General features: G+C 73.3%; 11 protein-coding genes. 4 read left to right on the forward strand and 7 right to left on the reverse strand.

Annotated elements, in window-relative coordinates; genetic code table 11:
- Positions 1 to 3 precede the first annotated feature (3 nt).
- From AB0G59_RS16405 to AB0G59_RS16425, 5 genes are all read right to left on the reverse strand, one after another.
- Positions 4 to 993 carry an aldo/keto reductase gene (locus AB0G59_RS16405; RefSeq protein WP_360912064.1) on the reverse strand — a complete coding sequence of 330 codons (990 nt, stop codon included), beginning with the start codon at positions 991 to 993 and terminating at the stop codon, positions 4 to 6.
- Positions 994 to 1,165: 172 nt separating this feature from the next.
- Positions 1,166 to 1,747 (reverse strand): RNA 2',3'-cyclic phosphodiesterase, encoded by a 582-nt coding sequence (gene thpR, locus AB0G59_RS16410; protein WP_071965472.1) that lies wholly within the window; start codon positions 1,745 to 1,747, stop codon positions 1,166 to 1,168.
- Between the two features lie 86 nt (positions 1,748 to 1,833).
- Positions 1,834 to 3,225, reverse strand: coding sequence for an MFS transporter (locus tag AB0G59_RS16415; protein WP_360912067.1), 1,392 nt, complete (start codon positions 3,223 to 3,225; stop codon positions 1,834 to 1,836).
- A gap of 120 nt (positions 3,226 to 3,345) precedes the next feature.
- Positions 3,346 to 3,792 carry a MarR family transcriptional regulator gene (locus AB0G59_RS16420; protein WP_071965477.1) on the reverse strand — a complete coding sequence of 149 codons (447 nt, stop codon included), beginning with the start codon at positions 3,790 to 3,792 and terminating at the stop codon, positions 3,346 to 3,348.
- A 121-nt stretch (positions 3,793 to 3,913) separates the two neighbouring features.
- Entirely contained in the window at positions 3,914 to 5,389 is a 1,476-nt protein-coding gene (locus AB0G59_RS16425) for an NCS2 family permease (protein WP_360912069.1), read from the reverse strand.
- 218 nt (positions 5,390 to 5,607) lie between these two features.
- Between AB0G59_RS16425 and AB0G59_RS16430 the strand changes: the two genes are divergently transcribed.
- Both AB0G59_RS16430 and AB0G59_RS16435 read left to right on the forward strand, forming a co-directional pair.
- Positions 5,608 to 5,865, forward strand: a complete 258-nt coding sequence (locus tag AB0G59_RS16430; protein WP_071965720.1) for a DUF2530 domain-containing protein — start codon at positions 5,608 to 5,610, stop codon at positions 5,863 to 5,865.
- A 117-nt stretch (positions 5,866 to 5,982) separates the two neighbouring features.
- Positions 5,983 to 8,337 carry a cation-translocating P-type ATPase gene (locus tag AB0G59_RS16435; protein ID WP_360912072.1) on the forward strand — a complete coding sequence of 785 codons (2,355 nt, stop codon included), beginning with the start codon at positions 5,983 to 5,985 and terminating at the stop codon, positions 8,335 to 8,337.
- 38 nt (positions 8,338 to 8,375) lie between these two features.
- On the opposite strand, the gene AB0G59_RS16440 is transcribed toward AB0G59_RS16435, so the two are convergent.
- Both AB0G59_RS16440 and AB0G59_RS16445 read right to left on the reverse strand, forming a co-directional pair.
- Positions 8,376 to 11,654: a molecular chaperone Hsp90 gene (locus tag AB0G59_RS16440; RefSeq protein ID WP_360912073.1), complete on the reverse strand. Its 3,279-nt coding sequence runs from the start codon at positions 11,652 to 11,654 to the stop codon at positions 8,376 to 8,378.
- Between the two features lie 537 nt (positions 11,655 to 12,191).
- Positions 12,192 to 13,079, reverse strand: coding sequence for a DUF3027 domain-containing protein (locus AB0G59_RS16445; RefSeq protein ID WP_360912076.1), 888 nt, complete (start codon positions 13,077 to 13,079; stop codon positions 12,192 to 12,194).
- Positions 13,080 to 13,406: 327 nt separating this feature from the next.
- On the opposite strand from AB0G59_RS16445, the gene AB0G59_RS16450 reads away from it, so the two are divergent.
- Both AB0G59_RS16450 and AB0G59_RS16455 read left to right on the forward strand, forming a co-directional pair.
- The gene (locus AB0G59_RS16450; protein WP_360912078.1) at positions 13,407 to 14,783 is read left to right on the forward strand and encodes an MFS transporter; all 1,377 of its coding nucleotides are present in this window, start codon (positions 13,407 to 13,409) and stop codon (positions 14,781 to 14,783) included.
- 26 nt (positions 14,784 to 14,809) lie between these two features.
- Complete coding sequence (locus AB0G59_RS16455) at positions 14,810 to 15,289, forward strand: DUF2771 domain-containing protein (protein WP_071964238.1); 480 nt, start codon at positions 14,810 to 14,812, stop codon at positions 15,287 to 15,289.
- The last annotated feature ends 1 nt before the right edge of the window (position 15,290 follow it).

The following is a 15,290-nucleotide window of genomic DNA, read 5'->3' on the forward strand; positions in this document are numbered from 1 at the left end:
CCGTCACCAGGCGAACGCCTCCGGCGACGGCCCCGGGCCGGGGAAGATCTCGTCGAGCCCGGTCAGCACGTCCTCGCTCAGCTCCAGCTTCACCGCCCGCAGCGCGCTCTCCAGCTGCGCCGGCGTGCGCGGGCCGACGATGGGGCCGGTGACGCCGGGCTGGGCGAGCAGCCAGGCCAGCGCCGCCTCGCCGGGTTCGATGCCGTGCTTGTCGAGCAGGTCCTCGTACGCCTGGACCTGCGCGCGGACGGCGGTGTTGGCGAGGGCCTCCGCCGAGCGGCCGGAGGCGCGGCGGCCGCCCTCGGTCTCCTTCTTGATCACGCCGCCGAGCAGGCCGCCGTGCAGCGGCGACCAGGGGATGACGCCGAGGCCGTACTCCTGCGCGGCCGGGATGACCTCCATCTCGGCGCGCCGCTCGGCGAGGTTGTACAGGCACTGCTCGCTGACGAGCCCGACGGTGCCGCGCCGGGCGGCGAGCTCGTTCGCCTGGGCGATCTTGTAGCCGGGGAAGTTCGAGGAACCGGCGTAGAGGATCTTGCCCTGCTGGACGAGGACGTCGATGGCCTGCCAGATCTCCTCGAAGGGGGTCAGGCGGTCGATGTGGTGGAACTGGTAGAGGTCGATGTGGTCCGTCCGCAGCCGCTTGAGGCTGGCCTCGACGGCCCGTCGGATGTTGACGGCGGAGAGCCGGTCGTGGTTCGGCCACGGCTCCCGGTCGCCGTCCATGCCGCCGAACACCTTGGTGGCGATGACGACCTTGTCACGGCGGTCGCCGCCCTTGGCGAACCAGTTGCCGATGATCTCCTCGGTACGGCCCTTGTTCTCGCCCCAGCCGTAGACGTTGGCGGTGTCGAAGAAGTTCAGGCCCGCGTCCAGCGCGGCGTCCATGATGGCGTGGCTGTCGGCTTCTTCGGTCTGCGGGCCGAAGTTCATGGTGCCGAGGACGAGTCGGCTGACCTTGAGGCCCGTGCGTCCGAGCTGCGTGTACTCCATGCCGACCTAGCCAACGCCTTCGAGCGCGCTCGAGGCAAGGGCGCCCCGCGGGCGGCCGGCCCGCTACTTCATCGCGGCCACCACGGCGACGACGACGAGAATCACGGCGAGTGCACCGGACATGATCCGGTTCCTGGTCTTCGGGTCCACCCCTTGAGCGTAACCGCCCCGCTCATTCGGCCCGCCGGGTGCCCAGGGGCCAGGCGGCCACGGTCTCGTAGCGGGGGCGCTCCCCGGCGACCCCGGAGACGGGCAGCCGGCTGCGTACGAGCTCCAGGCGCTCGACCTGCCAGCGGCGGCCCCGGAACTCCGCCAGCTCCTCCGCGTACGGCCGCAGGTTCACGTGCCCGGCGGCCCGGGCGAGGGTGAGGTGGGCGCGGAAGGGCTTGGCGTCGTCCATGCGCACCCCGGCCCGCCCGGCGCCGGCCGCGGCGGAGCGGGCGAGGCCGCGCAGGGTCTCCACCGAGCCGGTCGCCCCGACCCACAGGATCCGGTCGCCGAACCGGCCGCCCCCGGCGAACCGGATCTGGTGCGCCGGATGCCGGTGGGCGGCGCGGGACAGGCGCTCGCCCAGCTCCGGCAGGAGGGCCTCGTCGACCTCGCCGAGGAAGGCGAGCGTGAAGTGCCACATGGCGGGCTCGGTCCAGCGCAGCCGGCCGTGCCGCTCCGGGAGGGCGGAGCGCAATTGCGCCACTTCGGCCGCCAGTTCGTCGACGGCTTCCTGCGGCGGGATCACTGCGGCGAACAGTCGCATGGGACCAGTGTGGCGCGGGCCCGGGGTTTCCTCCCTCACCCCGGGCCCGTGGTCCGCCGCGGACCGTCGTCCCCTACGGCCGGTCCTCATGCCGCGGCCGTCAGCCGCTCGGCTTCGGCGGCCGCCGGCTCGCGCGGTACGAACGCCACGTGCCGGCGCCCGCGCCGCAGGTCTATCTTCAGGCGCAGCCCGCCCGCGCGGGCCAGCACGAGGCCTATCGCGGTCGCGGCGAGGAGCGAGACGACGCCGCCGGCGAGGAAGCCGACCCGGGGCCCGTAGACGTCGGTGATCCAGCCGACCAGCGGTGCGCCCAGCGGCGTACCGCCCATGAAGACCATCATGAACAGGCTCATCACCCGTCCCCGCAGGGCGGGGTCCGAGGCCAGCTGGATGCCGGAGTTGGCGGTGACGTTGATCGTCAGGCCGCACATGCCGATGGGCACCAGCAGCGCCGCGAAGACCCAGAAGGACGGGGCCAGCGCCGCCGCGATCTCCAGCGCCCCGAAGGCGGCGGCCGCGCCGACCAGCATCCGCAGCCGTGAGGTGCCCCGGCGCGCCGCGAGCAGCGCGCCCACCAGCGAGCCGGCCGCCATCAGGGTGTTGAGCAGGCCGTAGGTGCTGGCGCCGCCGTGGAAGACGTCGCCCACGAATGCCGTGAGCCAGATGGGGAAGTTGAACCCGAAGGTGCCGATGAAGCCGACCAGGACGATCGGCCAGATCAGCTCGGGGCGCTCGCCCACATGGCGCAGGCCCTCCCGCAGCTGGCCCTTGCCGCGCGGGGCGCGGTCGACCTTGTGCAGCTCGGCGGTGCGCATCAGCAGCAGCGCGGCAATGGGCGCGAGGAAGGACAGCCCGTTGAGGAGGAACGCCCAGCCGCTGCCGACCGCGGTGATCAGCGCGCCGGCGACGGCCGGGCCGACGAGGCGGGCGGACTGGAAGTTGGCGGAGTTGAGGCTGACGGCGTTGCGCAGGTCGTCCGGGCCGACCATCTCCACCACGAACGCCTGCCGGGCGGGGTTGTCGACGACGGTGACGAGGCCGAGCGCGAGCGCGGTCAGATAGACGTGCCAGACCTGGACGTGTCCGGTGAGGGTGAGCACACCGAGCGCGAGGCCGGTGACGCCCATCGCGCCCTGGGTGATCAGCAGCAGCGGCCGCTTGGGGCAGCGGTCGGCGATGACGCCGCCGTACAGGCCGAGCAGCAGCATGGGCAGGAACTGCAGTGCCGTGGTGATGCCCACGGCGGCCGAGGAGCCGGTGAGACCGAGGACCAGCCAGTCCTGGGCGATGCGCTGCATCCAGGTGCCGGTGTTGGAGACCACCTGTCCGGTGGCGAAGAGCCGGTAGTTGCGGACCCGGAGCGAGCTGAAGGTGCCCCCCTTGGAGGTGCGCTTCACGCGCGGCAGGGAGGTGGTGCGGGTGTCGTCGTCGTGGCGGTTCGGTGCGGGTGCGGAGTCTGCTCCGTGTCCCGTACTCAAGGTGCGTTCGCCTCCTTCTGGTGCTCCCCGCCGGGGCGCCGGCGGGGCGTTCAGGTGCGCTCGCGGCAGCGCTCGCCCCGTCCACCGGCCGCGTACGGCCGTGTCGGAGGCGTGGCGCCGCTACAGATGCGCGAGTTTTTCGAGAACGGGCGCGGCGGCGCGCAGCGTCGCCCACTCGTCCTCGTCGAGCTGCCCGGCCAGTTCGGCGAGCCAGACGTTGCGCTTGCGGCGGCTCTCCTCGAGCATCGCCTCGGCCCGCTCGGTCTGCCGGACCACCTTCTGGCGGCGGTCCTCGGGGTGCGGCTCCAGCCTGACCAGGTCCTTCGCCTCCAGCAGCGCGACGATGCGGGTCATCGACGGGGGCTGCACATGCTCCTTGCGGGCGAGCTCGCCCGGGGTGGCCTCACCGCAGCGCGCGAGCGTGCCGAGCACCGACATCTCGGCGGGGCTGAGCGACTCGTCGACCCGCTGGTGCTTGAGCCTGCGCGACAGGCGCATCACGGCCGAGCGCAGAGCGTTCACCGCGGCGTCGTCGTCTGGGTGGGAGGTGCGGGACTGATCCGGCATGTTCATTAGATTAACTCATTACCTGAACTAATAAAAGTGGGCAGTGGGGCGGACGGAAGCACACGAGGGCGGCCGGGCATCACGCGCCCGGCCGCCCTTCGCGGTCATTGCTGCTTCGCGCCTACTTCACGCCCAGCGCCCGCTCGATCGGGTCGAGCAGGAAGTACACCAGGAAGCACAGCCCCACCACGTTCAGCAGCCAGGGGATCTCCCGGGCCCGCCTGTCCGCGATGCGCAGCAGGATGAAGGCCAGGACGCCGATGCCGATGCCGTTGGTGATCGAGTACGTGAACGGCATCGAGATGATCGTCAGGAACGCCGGGATCGCGATCGTGAAGTCGCTCCAGTCGATCTCCTTGACGTTCGACGCCATGATCAGGAAGCCGACGACGACCAGCGCGGGGGTGGCGGCCTGGGCCGGCACGACGGTGGCCAGCGGGGTGAAGACCAGGGCGAGCAGGAAGAGCCCGCCGGTCATCAGGTTGGCCAGGCCCGTGCGGGCGCCCTCGCCGACGCCGGCCGTGGACTCCACGAAGCAGGTGTTGGCGGAGGCGGAGCCCGCGCCGCCGGCGGCGACGGCCACGCCGTCGATCATCAGGATCCGGCCCATGTTCGGCAGCTGGCCGTTCTTGTCCGTCAGCCCCGCCTCCTCGCCGACGCCGATGATCGTGCCCATCGCGTCGAAGAAGCCGGACAGCAGCACGGTGAACACGAACAGGCAGCCGGTGAGCAGACCGACCTCATGGAAACCGCCGAAGAGGCTGACGTCGCCGATGAGCCCGAAGTCGGGGGTGCCGACGACGCTGTCGGGCATCTTCGGGACGCTCAGGCCCCAGCTCGCGTCGGGGATGTCGGCGAGCGTGTTGATGACGACCGCGGCGACGGTCATCGCGACGATGCCGATGAGGATCGCGCCGCGCGTCTTGCGGACGAGCAGTACGAAGGTCAGCGCGAGGCCGGCCACGAAGACCAGCACCGGCCAGCCCTGCAGCTGCCCTCCCTGCCCGAGGCCCAGCGGGACGGTGGTGTGGGCGGCGTCGGGGTTGCGGGTGACGAAGCCGGAGTCCACCAGGCCGATCAGCGAGATGAACATGCCGATGCCGATCGCGATGGCACGCCGCAGCCCGCCCGGGATCGCGTCCATGACGCGCTGCCGCAGGCCGGAGGCGACCAGGACCATCAGCACCAGACCGGCGAGCACCACCATGCCCATCGCGTCGGGCCAGCTCATCTTGGGCGCGAGCTGCAGCGAGACGACGGCGTTGATGCCGAGGCCGGCGGCGCAGGCGATGGGGACGTTGCCTATCGTGCCCATGAGGACGGTGGAGAGCCCGGCCATCAGAGCGGTGGCCGTGACCAGCTGGGCGTTGTCCAGCTGATGGCCGAACTTGTCCTGGCCTGCCCCGAGGATGATCGGGTTCAGCACGATGATGTAGGCCATCGCGAAGAAGGTCGCCAGTCCGCCCCGCAGCTCGCGGGCGACGGACGAGCCCCGCTCGGAGATCCGGAAGTAGCGGTCGAGGACGTTGTTTCCGGCGGGCGGCACGGGCGACGCCTGCTGGGCGTCGTCGACCGCGGAGGTGGCCGAGGTGGGCATGGGGGGACCTCAGTCGTACGGGCCTGGGGTGGCCGGGAGACAAACAAAAGGGATCAAGATCCGAACGCTCTTTGGGTGATCCAACAAAAGCGTCCAGTCAAATCCGGTTCGATTCAGTATGAATAAACAAACGCCGAATAGCTATCTCCGCGCGTAGACCCCTGCGGGACAAGGCCTCCGCGGCCCCCTATCGAACGGAGACGCACTAGGCTGGCGCCATGACGAAGTGGACACCCACCCACGAGGCACCCGAGCCCCTGGAGGGCCCTGTCGTCGCCACGATCACCGGCGGCACGATCCTGTGGTTCGTCCTCTTCCTCGGCCAGCTGCCGTTCTACGGATGGTTCTCGGACCACGGGTACCTGTGGTGGCTGTGGACGTGCCTGGCCGGCGGCGGACTCGGCCTGATCGGCATCTGGTACGTCCGCAAGCGCGACGCGGCCATCCGCCGCCACGCGGCATCGGACCGCTCCTGACGTCCGGCTGACCCGCCGTAGGGGTTCCCCGCGCCTGCGGCGCGGTGTTCGCCCGCCCTCCCGCCCGTTTGCCCGGCACCGCCAGCCCCCGGCCCGCCCACCGGCTACCGTCGGACCATGAGCGATCCGCACCCCGGGCTCACCTCCCGCGAGGTCGCCGAGCGTGTGGCGCGCGGTGAGGTCAACGACGTACCGGTCCGCTCCTCCCGCTCCACCGCCGACATCGTCCGGGCGAACGTCTTCACCCGGTTCAACGCCATCATCGGCGTCCTCTTCCTGATCATCCTCGCCGTCGGCCCCCTCCAGGACGGCCTCTTCGGCTTCGTGATCATCGCCAACACCGCGATCGGCATCGTCCAGGAACTGCGCGCCAAGAAGACCCTCGACTCCCTCGCCCTCATCGGCGAGGCCAGACCCACCGTCCGCCGCGACGGCACCCCCACCGCCATCGCCACCGGCGAGATCGTCCTCGGCGACGTCATCGAGCTGGGCCCCGGCGACAAGTGCGTCGTCGACGGCGAGGTCCTCGAGACCGACGGCCTCGAGATCGACGAATCGCTGCTCACCGGCGAGGCCGACCCCGTGCTGAAGCAGCCCGGCGACAAGGTCATGTCCGGCTCCTTCGTGGTCGCCGGCGGCGGCGCCTTCACCGCCACCAAGGTCGGCCGCGAGGCCTACGCCGCCCAGCTCGCCGAGGAGGCGTCCCGCTTCACGCTCGTCCACTCCGAGCTGCGCACCGGCATCAGCCAGATCCTCAAGTACGTCACCTGGATGATGGTCCCGACCGCGATCGGCCTGATCGTCAGCCAGCTCTTCGTCGAGGAGCACGACTGGAGGGAAGCGGTCCGGCGCATGGTCGCCGGGATCGTGCCGATGGTCCCCGAGGGCCTGGTGCTGCTCACCTCCGTCGCCTTCGCCATCGGCGTCATCCGGCTCGGCCGCAAGCAGTGCCTGGTGCAGGAGCTGCCCGCCATCGAGGGCCTGGCGCGCGTCGACGTCGTCTGCCTCGACAAGACCGGCACCCTCACCGAGGGCGGCATGGACGTCAGCGAACTGCGCGTCCTGCCCGGCTCCCGCGCCGACGAGCGCTACGTACGCCAGGTGCTGGGCGCCCTCGGCGAGTCCGACCCGCGCCCCAACGCCAGCCTCCAGGCCATCATCGACGCCTACCCCGACGGCGCCGGCTGGCGCTGCACCGAGTCCCTGCCCTTCTCCTCCGCCCGCAAATACAGCGGCGCCTCCTTCAACGGCCCCGACGCGGAGAGCAGCAACTGGCTGCTGGGCGCCCCCGACGTCCTGCTGCCCTCAGGCGACTCCACGCTCACCGAGATCGAGGGCCTCAACGCCCAGGGCCTGCGTGTCCTGCTCCTCGCCCGCGCCGAGCGCGAGCTGGACGACCCCCGCGTCACCGAGGGCGTACGCCCCACCGCACTGGTCGTCCTCGAACAGCGGCTGCGCTCCGACGCCGCCGACACCCTGCGCTACTTCGCCGAGCAAAACGTTTCCGCGAAGGTCATCTCCGGCGACAACGCCGTCTCCGTGGGCGCCGTCGCCGCCAAGCTCGCCCTCCCCGGGGCCCAGGCCCCCATGGACGCGCGCCGGCTGCCGGCCGAGCGGGACGCGATGGCCGAGGCCCTGGACGAGGGCGCGGTCTTCGGGCGCGTCACCCCGCAGCAGAAGCGCGACATGGTCGGCGCCCTCCAGTCGCGCGGGCACACGGTCGCCATGACCGGCGACGGCGTCAACGACGTCCTCGCGCTCAAGGACGCCGACATCGGCGTCTCCATGGGCTCCGGCTCCGAGGCCACCCGGGCCGTCGCCCAGATCGTCCTGCTGAACAACAGCTTCGCCACCCTGCCGTCCGTCGTCGCGGAGGGGCGGCGCGTCATCGGCAACATCACGCGCGTGGCGACGCTGTTCCTGACCAAGACCGTCTACTCCGTGCTGCTCGCGATCCTGGTCGTCTGCACACGGGTGCCGTATCCGTTCCTGCCGCGCCACCTGACCCTGCTGTCGACGCTGACCATCGGCGTCCCCGCCTTCTTCCTGGCCCTCGCCCCCAACAAGGAGCGGGCCCGGCCCCACTTCGTACGCCGCGTGATGCGGTACGCCGTGCCGTCCGGGCTGATCGCGGGCGCGGCGACCTTCGCCACGTACCTGCTGGCCCGCCACCACTACTCCGGGGTCGGCGCGCTGGACGCCGAGACCAGCGTGGCGACGCTGACGCTGTTCCTGATCTCGATGTGGGTGCTCGCGATCATCGCGCGGCCCTACACGTGGTGGCGGATCGCGCTGGTGGCGGCCATGGGGGCGGGCTTCCTGATCGTCCTGGTGACGCCGTGGCTGCAGCGCTTCTTCGCGCTGAAGCTGGTCGGTACGACGATGCCGTGGGCGGCGGTGGCCATCGCGGCCGTTGCGGCTGTCGCCTTGGAGTTGAGCTGGCGGTGGGTGAGCCGGCGCTTTCCGCCGTGACGGCCAGTGGTGCCGGGCCGTCACGGCAGACGGGCTGATCAGTCGAACCAGCGGGCCCGCGCCAGCTCCTCGGTCCTCGTCGGGTCCTCCAGCAGGGCCGCCGCCTCGAAGCGGCGGGACCAGGCGCCGGCCGCCCAGGCCAGGCCCGCGGCCACGCCCTCCAGCGTCGCCGCGTGGAGGACGCCGTCGGGGCCGAAGCGCCAGTCCAGCTCGATGCCGTCGGCGACCAGCTCCTCGTGCTCGACGTACGTCGCGGGCGCGCCCGGCAGCAGGACGCGCACGCCCTCCGGCACCTGGCGCACCTCGCCCTCGTCGGCGAGGACGGAGGCCGTGACGGCCCCGCTCAGCCGCCGCACCTGCAGCAGGTCGCCCAGCTCGTCGGCCCGTTCCGGGCGTACGGGTAGCAGGGCGTGCCCGGCCGCCAGGGGCAGCAGGTCCGGGGCGTCCGCGACGACCGCGTCCGCCGCGTCCACGACCCGCACCTCGCCGTCGACGACGGCCCGCAGCTCCTCCGGCAGCGTCACCTCGTCCGGGTCGAGCGCGGACAGCGCCCCGTACAGCCCGTGCAACTGCGCTGCGCCCACCGGCAGTTCCGGGTCGGCCAGCCGGGACAGCAGCTCCGCCGCGCCGCCGGGCTCCTCCAACAGGGCGGCCACGGACGTGCGTACGCCCAGCGCCCGCAGCACCTGCTCGTCCGCGAGACCGGCCGCGTCCGCCGCCTCGTACAGGCCGGCCAGCAGCGGATCGCCGCCGGCCGCCCGCAGTCCGGCGGGACGTCGGCCGTCCAGAACGGGGTGGCCGCGCAGCCACCAGGCGGTGTACGGGCGTACGGACTCGGTCGTGCCGTCCGGCAGCAGGATGCGCACCGGCGTGGTCAGCGCGTCGCGCAGCGGCGGGCGGGACAGCAGCGCGAGGGCCTCGGGCCAGGCGTCGTCGTCGACCAGGTCCAGGTCCCGTACCGCCACGATCTCGGTGGCGACCGGCGGGACCGGGGTGTCGGGCAGCCGGTCCAGGACGTCCTCGCACCAGACGTCGACGGCGTCCAGCAGGCCGACGTCGTCCGGCTCGGCGAAGTCGCCGTCGCGCGGCTCGAGTTCGTCCGGGTCGAGGACCACGTCCGTGGCCCGTACGAGCGCGAAGTCCGCGAGCACGCCCACCGCCGTCAGCGGCTGCTCGCCCCAGCGTTCGGCCAGTTCGGCGTCGCACGCGGCGAGCTCCCCGGGCCGGATGACGCGCTCGAACGCGCTTCCGGGGAAGACGAGTTCGCCCGCCGGGGCGAGCTCGCCGTCCTCGTCCGGGAGGGCCAGGGCGGCCAGCCAGGGCTCGTCGCCGGGGGCGAGGTCGGCGTCGCGGACGAGGGTGAGGATCACCTCGACGAGCGCGTCGCTGTCGAGCCCTTCCTCGTCCCACACGTCCTCCGCGTCGAGGGAGTTCGCGACCGCCGCCCGCACCTGCGGCGTCGTCAGGACCGCCCGGGGCGAGCTCGGCGTCGCGCCCAGCTTCTCCAGCAGCGGGTGCGCGGCATCGGGGTGGGCGACCTTCAGGCCCAGCCGCGACAGCCGCTCCGAACCGGTGGTGTCGGCGGGCGGGAGCAGCACCTGGCGGGGCCCGATGACCGTACGGCCGTCCGCCAGCGGTACGGGCAGCCCCGTCAGCCGGTCGGGGTCGACGCCGGCCAGGCTGTCGTAGAGCCGCCACCACCAGTCCGCGGGCCGCTCGGCGCCGGCGAGGCGGTCGATGGCCTCGCCGAGCGGCACCCGTGCCACGCCCAGCGCGCGCAGCTCCTGGCGCCGCTCCAGGCCGGCGGGCAGCAGGCCGGTGAACAGCTCGGCCAGCACGGCGACGGTCTCCGCGCCCGCGCCCTCGACGACCTCGGCCTCCACGGGCCGCAGCGCCCGGGCCTCGCCGGCGGGGCCGCCCTCCGCGAAGGGGTCCTCCCACGCGGTGGCGGCGGCGGTGGCCGGCTCCGGCGTCTGCGTGGAGGCGTCCGGGCCCTGGGTCCAGGGAATCCCTTCCACTCCCCCGCCCGCCGGCGCGGCCTCCTGCTCACCGGCCCCGACGGCCCCGGCGACCCCGGCAGCGCTCGGCAGGAACGCCACGCGCGGCAGTCGCTCCAGCACCTGGCGGCGCAGCTCCGCGTCCAGGGCGCCCCGGGCCAGCGGGGCGGGCACCAGGTCGAGGGTGCCGGTGCCGACCGGGTGCCAGTCGCGCAGCAGCGCGGCGTACGTCTCCGCGGCGCGCTCGGTGAGGAAGTCGGTGAGGGGGCCGGGGGCGGTGTGCCGGCGGGTCGGCTCCAGCGGGAAGCTCGCGATGAGCAGCGCCGGCAGGCCCAGCGGCTCGTCGGTGGGCGTCGGAGCGTGTACGACGAGCGCGGTGGCGGGCCGTACGGGTGCGCCGTCGGCGCCCACGGGAACGGCCCAGGTGACCGACCAGTGGGGGCGCAGCCGCTCCTCGACGGGGCGGTCCGCCAGCAGCGCCGCGTCCAGCGGGCCGCCGGCGCGCTCGACGCGCCAGCGGGTCGCGGCGGCGGGGGCGGCGGCCCGGGCCGAGTCCTCGACGACGACGTACGGGCCTTCCTGGCGGCGCGTCAGGGTCCGCTCGGTGCCGTCCGGCGTCTCGACGACGACCTCGGTCAGACCCGGCAGCGTCAGCAGCAGCGCGTCGTCGATCCCGGCGAGCAGACGCCCGGTCAGGTCCTCGGCGGCGCCGTCCCGCAGGGGCAGCACGACCACGGTGTCGTACCCCTCGGGGGCCGCGCCCTCAGCTGGCAGCGGAAGCCGCAGCAGGGGGACGTGGCCCTCGCGGCGGCGGATCTCCTCGGCGAGCCCGGCGGCCGCGCCCTCCGCCGCCTCCTGCGCGAGGGCGCGGGCCTCGGTCAGGGACCAGCGCACGCCGCCGGTGCGGCCGAGGACTGCGGGTTCGTCGCTGACGGCGAGGACGGCGGCGAAGCCCACGCCGAAGCGGCCGGTGGCGCGCTCGTCGCCGTCCCGCTTGGCGGAGGCCCGCAGCGTGGACAGCGACTCGACGCCCGCGGCGTCGAGGGGCGCACCGGTGTTGGCGGCGGCGAGGGTGGCGGGGGCGCCGTCGTTGCCGGCGTGCAGGGTGAGCCGGAGCCGGCCGGGCACGCCGGCGCGGGCGGCGGCGTCGGAGGCGTTCTGGGCGAGCTCGACGACGAGGCGGTCGCGGTAGCCGCCGAGGGCGAGGTCCTCCTCGGCGTTGGCGTCCTCCCGGAACCGTGCGGGCGAGGCCGCCCACGCGTCCAGCACGCCGCGGCGCAGTCGTGTCGTGCCGAAGGGGTCCGTTTCCGTGCCGCTCACGTCTGTGGTCTCCCTGTGCGCGTGGGTGGGTCGGGGCCGTTCCGCTCCGCTTTCGTGGTGCGGTTCTCCCCGGCTCCGTGGGTGGGTCGGGGCCGGGGTGGGACGGGCCCTTCTGGGGCTGCATTATTTACGGCCCGTTGCCCGGCAGCGCCATCGGAGCCCCCTCATTGGGCCGCAAATAACGCTTTACGCCCCTGCCAGGGCCCACCCCACCCCGGCCCCTCCGGCCCGGACGGAGTCCGCGGACCGTACCCATGGCTCTCAGCAGGAGAGGCCGGCACCACTACGGCGTACGGGTGACGGGGGCGCGGGGCACCGGGAACGGGGCGGGTGCCCGGCCCACCTGGCGGGGGGCGCCGGGCATCGTTGACGGGAGGGTGCCGGGGGCGGAGGAGGGTGTTCCGGAATGCTGCCGGATATTTGTGGGCCCAATGCGGGGGTGCTCAATACGAGGGACGGCGCCGGGCCCGTAAATATCCGATTCCGGAATACCCTCCGGAGCCCCCGGCGCCCGGACCCACCCACAACCCGCAGGGACTACGCGTGCCCGAGGTCGTCCTCGGACTCCGGAGCCTCCGGCGACCGCAGCGGCATCGGGTCCACCAGCGTCTCGTCCACCACGGGCGGCGCCGGCCGCGGCGCCTTCGGCATCACCGCCGCCTCCGAGTGCCCCCCGCATCCGTACGAGAGCGAAACAACGTGCCCGTCCGCCGGCCCGAACTCGTTCGCGCAGATGCCGAACGCCTGCCCGAGCGACCCCGCGATCGGCACCAGGAAGCCACAGCTGACGCACGAGGCCGGCGCCGCCTGCGCCATCGGCGTCTTCGCGCCGTGCGACTCGTCCCAGCGGTCGGCCGCCGTGTGCAGGCCATAGCGCGAGAGGACCCGCGCCCGGCGCATGCCCAGCTCCTCCGCGAGGGCGGAGATCGAACCGCGGGCGGGGGCGACCGGCTGTGCGGACGGCGGCCCGGCCGCGACGTCGGCGTCCTCCGCCTCCGCGAGCTGGGCCATCTCCTCCGAGATGGCGGAGTTCGGCGGCGGGACGTCCTCGCCGGTCCAGCCCGGCTCCAGACGCAGGTCGTCGGCCTCGGTGGGCAGCAGGTCGCCGGGGCCCATGTCGCCGGGGCGCAGCCGCTCGCTCCACGGCACCCACTCGGGGGCCATGAGCGCGTCGGCGCCGGGCAGCAGGACGGTCTCGTCGAGGGTGACGATCTTGGCGCGGGAGGCCCGCGCCACGGTCACGGCCCAGCGCCAGCCGCGGTAGGCGGGGTCCTCGCAGGCGAAGTAGTGCGTGACGACGCGGTCCCCGTCGGCGACGACCTCGACGTGGTCACCCACCTTCCCGGGCAGCGCGGCCTCCTCGGCCGCCGCACGGGCGAGTTCGACCGCCTCGGCGCACAGGCGGTCCGGGGTACGGCTTCGCATCGCAGCACTCACAAGAATCGATTCTCTCTTCCACGCCGTCTCACGAGTGCGCCAGCCGAACGGTCGGGGCGGCGGACGGAGCGGACCATAGGACCGCGTCGACGTCCGCGCCCGAACGGCCTCGGGCGCACCTGTCATCACCCATTCTGCGGGATGGGGACTCGGGGTGCGGCCAAGAGTGGCGGCCGGTGGCGCGCTACGCACGCTACCCCGCGCGACCGCCCGGGGGATACCCGGGCCACGGCGTGCCCCCGGCAACCTGGTGTGCGCGCCCCGCTCGTGCGCCGAAAGTGCCATGCGCGGTGCCAGTTGGGGCAGTATGGCGTGGTGGGAGCCATCCGGTCAGCCGAAGGCGGTCCGCTCCGCCGTACGGCCCGGGGCGCCGGCCGTCTGCTGCGCGCCCCCTTCAGCGGGGCCGCCCGGGGGGTCCGGAAGGCCACCAACGCGCACGGCGCCGGCGAGTCCGGGCTGGGGCGGCTGATCGAGCTGCACGCGGTGAATTCGGCCGGCGACATGATGATCACCATCGCGCTGGCGTCGACGGTGTTCTTCTCGGTCCCCACGGACCAGGCGCGCGGCCGGGTGGCCCTGTACCTGGCGGTGACGATGGCGCCCTTCACGCTGCTGGCGCCGGTGATCGGCCCGCTGCTGGACCGGGTCCCGCACGGCCGCCGGGCGGCGATGGCGGGCGCGATGCTGACGCGGGCGCTGCTGGCGCTGACGATGTCGGGCGCGGTGGCGACGGGCGGGCTGGAGCTGTATCCGGCGGCGCTCGGGGTGCTGGTGGCGTCGAAGGCGTACGGCGTGGTGCGGTCGGCGGTGGTGCCCCGGCTGCTGCCGCCCCGGATCGCGCTGGTCAAGGCGAATTCCCGGGTGACGCTGGGCGGGCTGCTGGCCACGGGCGTGGCGGCCCCGCTGGGTGCGGGGCTGCATCAGCTGGGCCCGGCCTGGCCGCTGTACGGCGCCTGCGCGGTCTTCGTATTCGGTACGTATCTGTCCCTTTCGCTGCCGCACAAGGTGGACTCGGCCAAGGGCGAGGCCCGGGCCCGGCTGACCGCGCCCGAGTCCCGGCACCATCTGACGAAGCAGCGCAAGCGGCGCCGGCCGCCGGGGCTGCGCACGGTGGGCGCCTCGGTGCTGCACGGCCTGCAGGCCAACGGCGCGCTGCGCATGTTGTCGGGGTTCCTCACCTTCTTCCTGGCCTTCCTGCTGCGGGTGCATCCGCTGGGCGGCCTGAGCCCGGCGTTCTCGCTGGGCGTGGTGGCGGTGGCGGCGGGCACGGGCAACGCCCTGGGCACGGCGATCGGGGCGCTGCTGCGCTCGCGGGGGCCGGAGAAGATGATCGCGCTGGTACTGACGGTGACGCTGGGGACCACGATCGTGGCGGCGGTGCTCTACAACGCCTTCTTCGTGGTCGTGGTGGCGGCGGTGGCCGGGATCTCGCAGGCGCTCGGCAAGCAGTCGCTGGACTCGCTGATCCAGCGGGACGTGCCGGAGGAGGTGCGGACGTCGGCGTTCGCCCGTTCGGAGACGGTGCTGCAGATGTGCTGGGTGGTCGGCGGGGCCATCGGCATCCTGCTGCCGCTCCAGGGCGCGGTGGGCATGGCGGTGGCCGCCGGCTTCCTGGCACTGGGCGCGGCCACTGCCGTACGGGGCCTGCTGACGGCCGCTCGGCGCGGCTCGCCGCACCCGCGCGTGGCCTGAGCCGGAGGGCCCGATAGCCTGCCCGCATGACCGCTGCGATTTTCCGGGGCAAGCGCCGCCGCGCCGCTGCCGCCGTCGGTGCCGTGACCTTCGGGCTCGTCGCCCTCTCCGCCTGCGACAAGCCGACGCCGCTGGCGACCGTGACCGTCGGTTCGTCCACGGTGACCGCCGAGGCCGCCTGCTACAACGACGGCGAGTCGCTCGCCAACGAGAAGGTCCTGGCGTGCCTGAAGGACGGCTCGGGCAAGACCGTCAAGGCGTCGATGGAGGACAAGGTCCGCTTCGGCGTCGACCCGAAGATCGCCGATGAGGGCTGGACGCTCTTCATCAACGGCCAGCCGGCCGAGCAGGAGCCGAACACCAAGACGTACCGGACCATTCCGGCCAGCGCCTTCTTCTCCGCCGGCCAGGGTGCTGCCGTGAAGAAGACGCAGATCAGCATTGTCGAGGCGTCCTCGGGCAAGGCCCTGGGCATCTGGAACTTCACCCTCGAGCGCGATTCCTGAC

The organism is Streptomyces sp. NPDC021096, from assembly GCF_040641275.1.
GTDB lineage: Bacteria > Actinomycetota > Actinomycetes > Streptomycetales > Streptomycetaceae > Streptomyces.

Coding starts and splice junctions, on each gene's coding strand:
- AB0G59_RS16420 (WP_071965477.1), bottom strand. CDS start 3,792: ATGCCGGATCAGTCCCGCACCTCCCACCCAGACGACGACGCCGCGGTG.
- AB0G59_RS16455 (WP_071964238.1), top strand. CDS start 14,810: ATGACCGCTGCGATTTTCCGGGGCAAGCGCCGCCGCGCCGCTGCCGCC.
- AB0G59_RS16405 (WP_360912064.1), bottom strand. CDS start 993: ATGGAGTACACGCAGCTCGGACGCACGGGCCTCAAGGTCAGCCGACTC.
- AB0G59_RS16425 (WP_360912069.1), bottom strand. CDS start 5,389: ATGCCCACCTCGGCCACCTCCGCGGTCGACGACGCCCAGCAGGCGTCG.
- thpR (WP_071965472.1), bottom strand. CDS start 1,747: ATGCGACTGTTCGCCGCAGTGATCCCGCCGCAGGAAGCCGTCGACGAA.
- AB0G59_RS16430 (WP_071965720.1), top strand. CDS start 5,608: ATGACGAAGTGGACACCCACCCACGAGGCACCCGAGCCCCTGGAGGGC.
- AB0G59_RS16435 (WP_360912072.1), top strand. CDS start 5,983: ATGAGCGATCCGCACCCCGGGCTCACCTCCCGCGAGGTCGCCGAGCGT.
- AB0G59_RS16445 (WP_360912076.1), bottom strand. CDS start 13,079: ATGCGAAGCCGTACCCCGGACCGCCTGTGCGCCGAGGCGGTCGAACTC.